Source organism: Coleofasciculus sp. C1-SOL-03 (assembly GCF_040220555.1).
GTDB lineage: Bacteria > Cyanobacteriota > Cyanobacteriia > Cyanobacteriales > Coleofasciculaceae > Coleofasciculus.
Genome location: NZ_JAVJUO010000197.1, coordinates 1 through 12,183, shown reverse-complemented (window position 1 = coordinate 12,183; position 12,183 = coordinate 1). Strand labels below are relative to the sequence as shown.

13 protein-coding genes and 1 pseudogene are annotated in these 12,183 nt (G+C 44.0%); 9 read left to right on the top strand and 5 right to left on the bottom strand.

Going from position 1 to position 12,183, the window contains the following annotated elements; all coding sequences use genetic code 11:
* The first annotated feature begins 59 nt into the window (after positions 1–59).
* The 3 genes from RIE73_RS30590 (at position 60) to queF (ending at position 1,804) form a co-directional block, all read left to right on the top strand.
* Positions 60–437 carry a phasin family protein gene (locus tag RIE73_RS30590; RefSeq protein ID WP_446404759.1) on the top strand — a complete coding sequence of 126 codons (378 nt, stop codon included), beginning with the start codon at positions 60–62 and terminating at the stop codon, positions 435–437.
* 247 nt (positions 438–684) lie between these two features.
* Positions 685–1,101 (top strand): hypothetical protein, encoded by a 417-nt coding sequence (locus tag RIE73_RS30585; protein WP_446404758.1) that lies wholly within the window; start codon positions 685–687, stop codon positions 1,099–1,101.
* Between the two features lie 196 nt (positions 1,102–1,297).
* The gene (gene queF / locus RIE73_RS30580; protein ID WP_446404757.1) at positions 1,298–1,804 is read left to right on the top strand and encodes a preQ(1) synthase; all 507 of its coding nucleotides are present in this window, start codon (positions 1,298–1,300) and stop codon (positions 1,802–1,804) included.
* On the opposite strand, the gene RIE73_RS30575 is transcribed toward queF, so the two are convergent.
* Complete coding sequence (locus RIE73_RS30575) at positions 1,766–2,041, bottom strand: hypothetical protein (protein ID WP_446404756.1); 276 nt, start codon at positions 2,039–2,041, stop codon at positions 1,766–1,768. The two genes, queF and RIE73_RS30575, sit on opposite strands and share 39 nt — an antisense overlap.
* 76 nt (positions 2,042–2,117) lie before the next feature.
* Entirely contained in the window at positions 2,118–3,446 is a 1,329-nt protein-coding gene (locus tag RIE73_RS30570) for a glucosyl-3-phosphoglycerate synthase (RefSeq protein WP_446404755.1), read from the bottom strand.
* A gap of 241 nt (positions 3,447–3,687) precedes the next feature.
* Between RIE73_RS30570 and RIE73_RS30565 the strand changes: the two genes are divergently transcribed.
* From RIE73_RS30565 to RIE73_RS30550, 4 genes are all read left to right on the top strand, one after another.
* A complete protein-coding gene (locus RIE73_RS30565) occupies positions 3,688–5,451 on the top strand; it encodes an alpha-amylase family glycosyl hydrolase (RefSeq protein ID WP_446404754.1) in 1,764 nt (587 codons plus the stop codon).
* A gap of 233 nt (positions 5,452–5,684) precedes the next feature.
* The gene (locus RIE73_RS30560) at positions 5,685–6,500 is read left to right on the top strand and encodes a DUF1206 domain-containing protein (protein ID WP_446404753.1); all 816 of its coding nucleotides are present in this window, start codon (positions 5,685–5,687) and stop codon (positions 6,498–6,500) included.
* Between the two features lie 228 nt (positions 6,501–6,728).
* Positions 6,729–7,139, top strand: coding sequence for a potassium channel family protein (locus RIE73_RS30555; protein ID WP_446404752.1), 411 nt, complete (start codon positions 6,729–6,731; stop codon positions 7,137–7,139).
* 310 nt (positions 7,140–7,449) lie between these two features.
* Positions 7,450–8,901, top strand: coding sequence for a TrkH family potassium uptake protein (locus RIE73_RS30550; protein ID WP_446404751.1), 1,452 nt, complete (start codon positions 7,450–7,452; stop codon positions 8,899–8,901).
* A 194-nt stretch (positions 8,902–9,095) separates the two neighbouring features.
* Here RIE73_RS30550 and RIE73_RS30545 read toward each other — a convergent pair whose 3' ends face one another.
* Entirely contained in the window at positions 9,096–9,278 is a 183-nt protein-coding gene (locus RIE73_RS30545; RefSeq protein WP_446404750.1) for a CsbD family protein, read from the bottom strand.
* A gap of 216 nt (positions 9,279–9,494) precedes the next feature.
* On the opposite strand from RIE73_RS30545, the gene RIE73_RS30540 reads away from it, so the two are divergent.
* Positions 9,495–10,397 carry a YegS/Rv2252/BmrU family lipid kinase gene (locus RIE73_RS30540; RefSeq protein ID WP_446404749.1) on the top strand — a complete coding sequence of 301 codons (903 nt, stop codon included), beginning with the start codon at positions 9,495–9,497 and terminating at the stop codon, positions 10,395–10,397.
* A 57-nt stretch (positions 10,398–10,454) separates the two neighbouring features.
* On the opposite strand, the gene RIE73_RS30535 is transcribed toward RIE73_RS30540, so the two are convergent.
* Positions 10,455–10,628, bottom strand: coding sequence for a YqaE/Pmp3 family membrane protein (locus RIE73_RS30535; protein ID WP_446404748.1), 174 nt, complete (start codon positions 10,626–10,628; stop codon positions 10,455–10,457).
* A 302-nt stretch (positions 10,629–10,930) separates the two neighbouring features.
* Between RIE73_RS30535 and RIE73_RS30530 the strand changes: the two genes are divergently transcribed.
* Positions 10,931–11,296: a phage holin family protein gene (locus RIE73_RS30530; protein WP_446386656.1), complete on the top strand. Its 366-nt coding sequence runs from the start codon at positions 10,931–10,933 to the stop codon at positions 11,294–11,296.
* 652 nt (positions 11,297–11,948) lie between these two features.
* Here RIE73_RS30530 and RIE73_RS30525 read toward each other — a convergent pair.
* Positions 11,949–12,183 (bottom strand): annotated as a pseudogene (locus RIE73_RS30525) (hypothetical protein); the annotation flags it as partial.

The following is a 12,183-nucleotide window of genomic DNA, read 5'->3' as shown; positions in this document are numbered from 1 at the left end:
CCCGCGTCACTCGTATCCTAGAAAAGGATTCTTGCGTACTTGAAGGAGCATCAGTTAGTATGGCTGACTTGGGAAATCTGTTTCAAAAAGCGTTTTATCTTGGCGTTGGTTTAGCCTCTTATGCCAGTGAGAAAGCCGGGGGAACAATCGGGGAACTGCGCGTTCAAGCCCAAAAGCTGGCAGATGAACTGGTGGCTCGTGGTGAAATGACCACTGAAGAAGCTCGCCAGATGGTTGATGATATGGTGCGACAAGCTCAACAGCAGCAGCAATCGGCTCAACCTCCGCAACCTGACAAGACGGGAACTGAACCCCGCCGGATTGAAATTATTTCCGACGACGAGGAGCAAACCTCTAGCGAAGAGCAGAATATTGAAGCCATGCGCCAACAGGTTCAGGCGATGCAAGAGGAACTGCGTCGGCTCAAACGTGAATAATAGAGGCACGTCTGGAAACAGGGAGAGAACCCGTCCCTACGTTTAAATAAGTGAGAACATGCAAATTTAAGGTACAACAGTTCAATATAACATGTTTTGGGAGTGCAGTCGGCAAAAAGGATTCGACTCAATCCCTCACAATTGGCTATTGTTATACTATCCTAAACAAACATCCCCTTAGCCATGACCCGATCTCTAGCTAAGTGCGGATTTGCCAAACTCGGAGTTTTTTCTATCCGTTCCCCCTATGGATGAGTGGTCTAAAAGTTTTGTGGAATCCCTAGAATCACTGGTAGATGTCGTCGATGAGGTTGTCGTGGAAGTCGCGGACATCATCGAAGACTTTGCTGAAGAATGGCAAAATACCATTGGTGCAGAAATAGATAAGTGCTTAGAGGATATCTTTGAACCAATTATTGAGATCTATTTCGAGTTAGAGTATGACGAACTAGATATTACGAGTGATCCTGACATGGGCTTTACCTATCCCAGAGATCCTACGCCGGAACGACATCCCGCTTGTATTGGGTGTCGTCATTACCACGGTCAAGTCTATGGCGGAAATTTATTAGTCTGTGGAATGCATCCCTATGGTTGGGATGGTGAGAATTGCCCAGACTGGGAATCCAATCCTTCAAACTATGATGACTTTAATCCGTTTTAGCGATTCCGGTGATAGGTTCCCCACTCAGGGAAATGTAGGTCATTGTACTAGTACAAGAAGCCAGAAGTCCGAAGGCAGATGGCAGAAGGCTATAAGGAACATAATGTAGCTGCTTTTAAGGAGCTTGTTAACTGGTTAGTATTTGAAGCCGCGCTGCACTAGATTATGGGTACAAAAATAATCCTCTTCGCTGCTTATGACTCATCTACCCACTCAAAACTCTGTTGTCTCAGATGCACAACCGATGAAATATGGTGAACGTGCCATTGCTGAAGGACAGCTAATCACGTTCCCTAACCCTCGAATTGGGCGTCGTTACCACATCGATATCACGTTGCCAGAGTTTACCTGTAAATGCCCATTTTCTGGCTATCCCGACTTTGCCACCATCCATATCCGCTACATTCCTAATGAGCGGGTAGTAGAACTCAAAGCGATTAAACTGTATATCAATAGTTATCGCGATCGCTATATTTCTCACGAAGAATCCGTTAATCAGATTTTGGATGACTTTGTAGAAGCCTGTGATCCTTTAGAGGTAACGATAAAAGGCGATTTTGCCCCACGAGGGAATGTACACACCGTCATCGAAGTCCAACACCAGAAAGAGGAGAAGCAGGAGAAGCAGAAAAAGCAACTTAACTTCTTGAAGAAGATAAAAGCATCAATTACGATTTTCTGGATTTGTTGGTTCTCCGGATAACTCCGGTGACGCGGAAGGGGGTGGAACCAACTCCGGAGTCAGTGGCGAAGTGGGTGGAGAGGGTGAGGCGGGTGAGACATTGGATGGAGATACCGGAGATTCTGATGGCGTGCGGAATGCCCACCAAATCGCTAGGATAACAGCTAGAATAGCCGCGATCGCACTTATGGCGGCGCCTATCTTGATTAGGGTGTATCGAGTCTGGGGTTTAGTCGGATCATCATCAATATGAATCATGAGTTTAGGATTTGAGTCTCTTACCTACCCAAACTAAACCAACCGACTCAACCAATGAAACTGCCTACAGATCCATTTAACGGGAAATAGGAATTTCTGCACCGTTTTTCAATCCTATGGTTTCTGCTGGCAATCCTGACGACTCCAGATGCAAGGGATTGACCCGCTTAGGTGTCAGAGTTGACGCTAAAACTTGGGCGGTAACGTGAGCAACATCCTGTTGAACACAATAGATGAGTCGTTCGCGCAGATCAGGCATAACCGCTAATGCTCTTGTCCAATCCGGAATCTGAGCGCCTACTGGATCATTAAAATACTGCTCACCTGCGTGCGAAATAACCTGTTCAAAACATTCGATCGCAATCTCTTCTTGGTGGCGATCATAGAACAAATCATTGAAGCGAGCATCGATAAAATACTTACGGGTGAAGCTTTGAGCTTCCCGGCGGAATTTGACGCGCAGCGCATGGATATGCTCTTTCGTAATTACCACCTGTTCCGTTTCGGTTAAAGTTCGCAGGATGGAACGGAAAATATCGCGACACATTTTTTGCAACCCCGAATTTACATCGTCACCCAAGGGTTGATGTTTGTGGTCAAAAATACCTAAATCGACTTGAGCAATGCGTTTAGATGGCATACTGCGATAGACTTCGGCAAGTAAGCCAATTTCTAAACCCCAATTTGCCGGAATGCGCGTGTGTAGGGCTAAATCGCTAGTCAAAGCAAATTCGCCAGCTAGAGGGTAACGATAAGCACTCAGGTAGCTTAAGTAGTCCTTTTCGCCGAATACATCCTTTAACACATTGAGTAACGGCGCAATAAACAAACGCACCACTCGTCCATGAAAACTCTGGGGATAATTGCCTAAACGGGTATAGTAGGCTTTATTAAAGGCAATGCCGAATTCCTTATCCAGCAGGGGATACAGCAGTTTGAGTGGATAGGAACAATCATAGGTAATAATATCAGCATCATGGAGTGCGATCGCATCAGCACTCAGAGACGCTACGCCTAACCCTAACCAAACCGCTAACCCCTTACCCTTATACTTGAGTAAATCTAACCCCCTCTCCCGCACATCGGTTAGAAGCTGAGTAATTCGTGGACCATTTTCCCAAATAATTAGCGTAGTTTGCGGTAGGGTTTGAAAAAATTGTAAGGTTTTGGCATAATCAGTCACCGTTGGCGCATTCACACAAACAATAACCGTCTTGACAAACTTGCAAGTAGCGAGATGATCGCGAATTTTAGTTAACGCGGGTCGTTTGAGTTCCTCGTAGAGCGCTGGAATTAACACCGCCGTGGGCGATTCTTCACTGAAGCGGGTCAATCGGGTTACAAGCGCATCCAGATTACAGCCAAAGTCATGAATCGTTGTAATTAATTCTTGCTTATAGTCCATCAGACTGATGACACCTCTGCACAACCGTTTGATTATTCAATTAATTTGAAAATTATGCTGTGATAATCTATACAAATTTGGAACAGGGTTCGTTCGTAGTAGGCACTTTAGTGCCATAAAGGTTCGTAGTAGGCACTTTAGTGCCATAAAGGTCTGTAGTAGGCACTTTAGTGCCATAAACCCTCCCTGGGTGTGATATCCTCCCAACAAACTATGTCCCGATGATCTGTGTTGGAACCTTATGTCGCCGTCAAGCCAACTGGTCAACTCTTTTAAGTCACGCATCAAGCCGCTACTAGAAGTCATCTATCCAGAGACTGATATCGAGCAACTAGCGGCTCACTTATTACAATTGCTGCACCCCCACTGTTGCGATTCAGGAGCGAAAAATCCCGATAAATGGAATGAGCAGCAGATACTACTGATTACCTATGGCGACAGTATCTATCGTCAGGGTGATCAAAAACCATTGGTGACACTGAAACAGTTTCTCGAACACTATCTTCAGGATACAATAACTGGCGTTCATATTTTACCCGTTTGTCCCTACAGTTCCGATGATGGATTTGCCATCATTGATTATCTCAAGGTTAATCCAGAATTGGGTTCCTGGGAAGATATCAAATCCATTGCCCAACCCTTTGATTTGATGCTGGATTTAGTCCTCAACCATGTTTCTAGTCAAAGTGCCTGGTTTGAACAGTTTAAACAGGGACTTAAACCGGGGTGTAATTATTTTATTGAAGTTGACCCAACGACTGATTTATCCCAAGTGGTGCGTCCCCGGAGTAGCCCTTTATTGGTCAAAGTGGATACCGTAAACGGCGAAAAGCATGTATGGGCGACGTTTAGTAATGATCAAATTGATGTCAATTTTGCCAATCCAGATCTGTTGGTGGAGTATGTCAAAATCCTGTTATTTTATGTCGTCAACATTGGCGCTAACTATGTTCGACTGGATGCCGTGGGATATTTGTGGAAACGCATCGGGTCATCCTGCATTCATTTACCCGAAACTCACGCCCTGATCCGGCTACTGCGAGAACTGTTACAACTCGTTGATCCGGCAGTGGTAATTATTACAGAAACCAATGTGCCGAACCGAGAAAACTTGAGTTATTTTGGCATCGGAAATGAAGCGCATATTATTTACAATTTTAGTTTACCGCCGCTGTTGCTGAATGCTTTACTTCAGGGAAAATCCGATCATCTAAAAACCTGGATGATGAGTATGCCCCCTGCACCGATGGGTTGTGCCTATTTGAATTTTACCGCATCTCATGATGGCATCGGTTTGCGTCCGGCAGAGGGATTGTTGTCCGATGACGAATATGAGATGTTACTGGAGTGTGTGACTCAATTTGGCGGAGAAATTAGCTATCGCCGCCAACCCGATGGCACAGAAAGTCCTTATGAAATTAATATTGCTTTATTTGATGCCCTTAAGGGAACTATAAATGGGGAAGATCAATGGCAAATTCAGCGTTTTATCTGCTCACAAACGATTATGATGTCCTTAGAAGGAATTCCCGCCTTTTACATTCACAGTTTGCTGGGAACGGGTAGCGATCGCGCCCTGATGGAGCAGACGGGTAGAAAGCGCTCAATTAACCGCCACCGTTGGGATATAGCGGAACTAAAGGAAGAGTTAGAATCGGTAAACTCATCTCACGCGATCGTGTTTCAGGAACTGTCTCGATTGATTCAAATTCGTCGCCGCCAGCAGGCATTTCATCCCAATGCGACGCAGTATACACTACATCCATTAAATCAGGCACTGTTGGTGTTTTGGCGACAGAGTATGAAGCGAGATCAGAGTATTTTCTCGATCCATAATTTGAGTGATATGTCCCAAACATTACCGTTATTAGAATTGAATTTAATTGCCACGGATGAGTGGTGTGACTTAATTAGTGGGCAAATTATTCCCGATATTCATGATACGTTTATGCTACAACCTTACCAATCAGCGTGGATTACCAATACGTTTGGCAGCTATAGTTAATTGAGAATCGAAGGCATAAGTGAGGTACTCCAGATCCCCGACTTGAGGTACTCCAGATCCCCGACTTTTTTAACAAGTCGGGGATCGAGTTGGGAATACTTACCACACACCCTCATCATTTTGGCATATAGAGCCGAGGTTTAAATTTCATCCCGACGATAGATATAATTTTGCCTGCAAATCGGTAATCTTTGTACATTCCCAAAGAGAAGAGTTGAGGGCAAAGTATTGTTATGTCTCAAACACGAAATGAAAGTACATGGATCGACAAATTGGCTAGAGTTGGATATACCGCCAAAGGGATTGTGTATGCAACTATCGGCTTATTAGCGGTACAAGCTGCATTAGGCAACGGTGGGAAAACCACAGATAGCAAAGGTGCTTTAGGCACAATTGCAGCCCAGCCCTTTGGTCAGTTCATGTTAGCGATAGTCGCCTTGGGTCTGATTGGATATGTGGTTTGGCGTTTCGTCCAAGCGATTCAAGACCCTGACCATAAAGGCAAAAGTAATGATGCTGACGATATTGTCAGACGTATTGGTTACGGAATTAGTGGTTTGATTTATACCAGTTTAGCCTTCAGTGCGATTCAAATCATTGTAACTGCAACTCAGAGTGCTAGCGGTGGAAGTAAAAAGCAAACGTGGACAGCCCGCCTGCTTGCCCAACCCTTCGGTCAGTGGTTAGTGGGTATAATTGGGGCAATTATTATTGGTTATGGCTTTTACCAATTTTATAAAGCTTACAAAGCTAAATTCCGCAAAAAGCTAAAGTTGTACGAAATGAGTTCTACTGAAGAAACATGGGCAACTCGTGCGGGCAGACTAGGTTTAGCGGCGCGGGGTGTAGTCTTGGTGATGATTGGTTTCTTTGCGATTCAGGCAGGTCGTCAGTATGATTCTAGTGAAGTCAGAGGACTCGACGGGGCGTTAGAAACACTGTCTCGACAACCTTATGGACCTTGGTTATTGGGAATTGTGGCGATTGGTTTAATTGCCTACGGAATTCACATGTTTGTCCAGGCAGAATATCGGCGGATTCGGGCGTAAACTCTATCTTATTTTGGATTGTCGAACTGATCGTTCAAAATATTTTCAGGTAAAAAATTTGTTAAGTAGTCTGACAAAAGAAAACGGCACTGTATTAAGTTTTGTAAAGCAGCCTCAAACCCTTACTGTTCCCTGTTCCCCGTTCCCTGTTCCCTAATCTCAACCGTTAACTTTAATTGTCCCCACCTACTTATCTGTTATTGCTTGTTTTTTTAGAGAACCATTGTCATGTACTTGATTGTCTTAGGCGCAGGACCGGAGGGGGCTAGCTTAATTGACTTAGCCCTTAAAGATGGTCATGAAGTTGCCCTGATTGAAGAAGATGTAGAACGAGCCAGAAAGGTTCTCAAAAGCCACGATATTAATGTATTTCAAGGGGATATTGCCAAGGGGAATCTCCTGGGGGAAGCCAGCGCGGATCGGGCTGATGCCCTGATCGCCGCAACGAGTGATGATTCAGCGAATCTGATGGCGATGGTTTTGGGCAAAGAGTACGAAATTAAGACGCTGATTAGCATGGTCAATCAATCCAATCATCAGTCTCTTTTTGAACGTTTGGGAGTACAGGTTCTCACCAATCCAGAAATGATTATTGCTAAGTCTCTCTATCGGATGATGGAAGATTCTGACAATGAATAAAAGTTAAAGCCTGGGGAAGTTTCCTACGGATTGGTCAGACCGAATAGGTTAAATCATTACAATTGAATCCCACTCGGCAAGTCAAAACTCGGTCTGGGCGGGTTTAGTTGCATTTAGGTACAGCCATAAACGATAATAGTGAAACCCGCCCCTACAGACGCTTCAAAAGCATGTCTCTACACCCAAAAACTGGTTCCCTCATACGAAGCGACGTGTCAAAACTCAGACCTCATTTTTTTTAGTTATCGTGAATCGACATATTAAAACAATCTTACGTGACCTAGGTTTATTTCTGTATGTTCCAGGCGCCATGGCATTAGTGTCTATACCTATCGCCATTTTGTTGGGTGAATATTATGCAATATTACCCTTCTTCGGGACAGCATTAGCGTCATTAGCGGCGGGACAAGGACTTTATCGTTTGTTTCGCCATGCAGAAGCCTCACGCCTACCTCATGCATTGATAGCTGTTGCCCTCAGTTGGGGGCTAATTCCCTTTTTTGGTGCGATCCCATTGGTCTTAATTGCGTCTCATTTAGCCAATGTTACTCTTCCGTCCATAACTGTGCTTAATTTTCAGGAACCTTGGAATGCTTTATTTGAAGCGTTTTCCGGGTTTACGAGTACAGGACTAAGCATGGCGCTGCGATCGAGTGATTTGCCACGTAGTATCCAGTGGTGGCGTTCTTTTATGGAATGGATTGGTGGCGTGGGTGTGATTGTGCTGATGGTTTCCATCTTGGAACCCAGTACCGATGCTTATCAACTTTACTATGCTGAAGGGCGCCAGAAGCGAATTGGTTTAACGATTACAGAAACAGTACGTCAAATTTGGTGGATTTATCTCCTCTACACGGTGGTGAGTATCGTCTGGTTACGCTTAGTTGGAATGCCATGGTGGGATGCGCTGAATCATGGCATGACAGGAATTTCTACGGGGGGGTTTGCCATAACTGATAATAGTATTGGTTCCTATAGTCCCCAAATTCAGTTAGCTGTTATCCCGATTATGATCGCGGGGGCGATTAGTTTTCCCATTCACTATCAATTGCTTCGCCAGCGAAAGCTATCAGCATTATGGCAGGATACTCAACATCGGGCGCTGTGGATACTGCTAGCTGGGGGGATCGTGATCCTGGTTCTCGAAGACTATTGGTTTAGAGGTCAAATTCGGTGGATTGATAGTATATTCCAGTGGGCTTCAGCCTTCGGAACTTGTGGTTTTAGTACGACAAACTTGCGATTGTGGAGTCCCACAACCAAATTGTTATTAACATTCGGCATGATTTGCGGTGGGGCTTCCGGTTCTACAGTGGGTGGGTTGAAACTAACTCGGGTTGTATCGTTGTTCAAAGGGATTCTGTGGCGCTTTCAACGCATTACCCTAAAACCCCATCAGATGATGCGCTATAAATTAGATGGCAAAGTCATTAAGGAAAATGAAGCGAATCGTCGGATTGAGTCGGCGGCTGTTCTGGCAATACTTTGGGTAAGTTCAATCGCGATCGGTGTTGTGATTTTACTCCATATCGTCACACCTCAATATAGTTTAAGTGACATTATCTTTGAAGCCGCCTCAGCCCTGGGAAGTGTCGGTTTGTCTACAGGCATCACCCATCCTAATTTACCGTGGCTAGGTAAGTTGACGTTGATTCTTTTCATGTGGATGGGACGTTTAGAGATTATTCCCGTACTGCTGTTGCTGTCTTGGCCCCTAGGTGGCTTAGGTAAGATGATTGGTAGGAAAATCCGTCGGATGTGAGGGGAGGGAACAGGGAACAGGGAACAGGGAATAGGGAACAGGGAATAGGGAATAGGGAATAGGGAACAGGGAATGAGAAAAAGTAGTGCTAACGTCCCGCTAGCTATTTTATTTAGTTTTTTATCTATCGAGGCTTGAGTAATCGTAGAGGCAATTCATCAATTGCCCCTACTTGGTATAAAAAATTACACAGATTAGTCAATTTTTTTCTTGACTTTCTCTTTTACATTTTCTACCGAATGTCGCACTTGAGCCTCAGTTTGTTTGGCTTGACCTTCCGCCTTATCTTCTGGATCACCCGTAATCGCTCCCATGGCTTCTTGGGCTTTCCCTTCAAGATTTTTGGCTGTGGCTTTCATTCGATCTTCAGTACTCATATTGATTTATTTAGGTAACTTCTACATCCAAGAGTATATCGAATTAAGTAGACTTATACGTCTAGCTACAGAAGTACTTCTTTAGGAATAGGTATTATTATACATAGCTTGATTTTGAACAAACTATTAAAATAGTATAAGCCTAATTTAACGACGGCGTTAATTTTACATAGCCCCTATTCCACTCAAAACTATTGAGGCAGTATATTAATAGTCATGACTCGTTCAGCGTGCCTAATTTTTAATCCTGTGGCTGGTCAAAGCGACCCCGACAAAGATTTAAAGAAAATCGTTAGTATTTTGGAGCCAGAGATTGAACTCGATGTTCAATGCACCACGCCAGAAAAGGATGCGGGTCAACTGACAAAAACTGCCGTTGAGCGAGGTGTTCAGACTATCATTGCCTCTGGAGGGGACGGGACGCTCTCGGCGGCGGCTGGCGCACTGGTGGAAACCGATATTCCCTTGGGTATTATTCCCCGGGGGACGGCTAACGCTATTGCCTCAGCTTTGGGAATTCATGACACGATTAAAGCAGCGTGTCAAACGATTTTAGACGGAAAAACCAAGAAAATTGATATGGGTCGATGTAATGGCAAGCCAATGGTACTGCTAGCCGGAATTGGCTTTGAAGCTAAAACCGTTGAAGAGGCAGATCGAGAGCTAAAAAATAATTTTGGTATGCTTGCTTATGTCGTATCAGGACTACAAAATCTCAATGAGTTGGAACCCTTTGAGGCAAAAATTGAGACTGACGAGAATACTGTTACCATTACAGCAACGGCAGTAACGGTAGCTAATGCCGCACCGCCGACATCAATTTTGGCTCAAGGACCGGCTGGTATTGTTTATGATGATGGACTTCTGGATTTAACTGTCGTCACTCCCAAAGATAAAACCAATGTAATCGCCGCCTCTTATGAACTCTTACAATCGGCTATTTTGGGGGAAAGTGCAGACCATGAGGATATTAAGTATATCCGAACTCGCTACGTTAAAGTGACCACGCAACCTGCCCAGAAAATTGTCTTGGATGGAGAAATTATTGGCGAAACTCCAATTCATGTGGACTGTATTCCTGGAGGCTTAACCATCTTCATGCCGATGCAGCAAGACTAAAAAAGAGACGTGCCATGGCTGGCACGTCTATACAAGACAAGGTGGCGGTATGTGGTATTAAGCGTATCTTTCTTCATGTTTGACAATGACCCAAATCGCATGAATGGAACCAGGAAGCCAACCCAGTAAAGTTAACAAAATGTTAATTAAAAAGGCTGAACTAATTCCTGTGGTCATAAAAACACCCACAGGTGGGAGCAGGATTCCCAAAACTATTCGGAGTAATTTCATAAGGATTAATAAATTAAGTTTGTCGGTTACTCTATAAAGCTTAACGGCTAAACTCGGTTATTAACCTCCATCTAGAGGATGATTTTTTTATAATTGTTGGGTGGGCAAGGTGAATCACCTCCTCCTGTGTATCACTGGGGTAGGTTGGGTTGAACGACGTGAAATCCAACAGACTAAAGCCAGCTAATCTAACAGGTGGCAAAATCTATCTCTGTAGAGATGACAATCAGACCCATGGAGATAGATACTAATGGTAGTATCGTTTTTTCAGATATTTGAAGATTACAAGTGAGGAAAAATTTATGAAGGCATTCTTTTTTACCTTGTTAGCTACAGCCTTGAGCTTATTGGTTGTTGATCTAATTGTTCCAGGTGTTGACCTAGCCACGTTTATAGCGGCTTTATTAGGGGCTGCATCCATTGGCGTGGTGAACTCATTTATCAAGCCAATTCTGTCTGTGCTATCTCTCCCATTGAATATCGTGACACTCGGATTATTTTCTTTGGTGGTCAATGGATTGTGTTTTTGGTTAGCTGCTGTAGCTGTACCTGGATTTGCCGTTCAGGGCTTACCCGCGTTTATTTTCGGTCCGATTGTCCTATCTCTGGTTAATACCTTCTTGAGTAACTACTTTGCTCAACGAGAACCGGAACTTGAGATGGAATAAGGACAACGCTGTATTGGTGGAAACCTGGACTTTCATTTCTAGAGTCGCCAGATTACCACTTTTAGAGGATGATGGTTAGTGCCATGTATCCTCAAGTACAGTTGTCACAAGAGTAGCTCATCCCCGGTTCAACTGAATCACTGACTTTCAAGTTATCACTGGCTTTGAGTATAAATACGCAGATACTGATTCAAGTCAACAAGCGTGAAAACTAGGATTCGGTTAAGCGAACTAGACACAACGTCTTCTTTATCCTACAGTGGGGATGGGTATTCGCCCTTATTTATCAATAACGTATTTTAAATCGGTTTTGACGATAACCTGTGGAGGTTGATAACAGACAGCCAGTATGATACTATATGGTCATATTGGCTTAAATTTACTCATATTGGCGATATTCCTTTGAGAGAAGCCGTTAAGCGACTTGGATTACATAAAAACACTTGCTCCCAGATAGGCTTCGACATCAAAAAGCCTTTGTCCGGCTCTGTTGAGTATAGAGGGAATGCTGCCATTATCTGCATACTTCCTGCTTCGTGTTTTTATGTAATACAAGTCGCTTAAAGGCATCTCTCAAAGGATTATCGCCAATATGAGTAAATTTAAGCCAAAATGACCATATAGTATCATACTGGCTGTCTGTTATCAAACTTCAAAAAATACTGCTGACGATATGCTGTGCGATGATGCCAAATCCATAACCCACCAGGGAAAAGACCAACAACACACTAAAGGCTTCCCAAACCCCGAACTTGGCAACTTGCAAATCTAACCTCACCAACGCCCCGCCTGATAGCAGCACCAGAATCCGGACAAAAACATGTATCCAGCAGAGAATCAACACTGCCAGAAAAGCGCCCACAATCACGGAAATAAAAGCGCGAGTA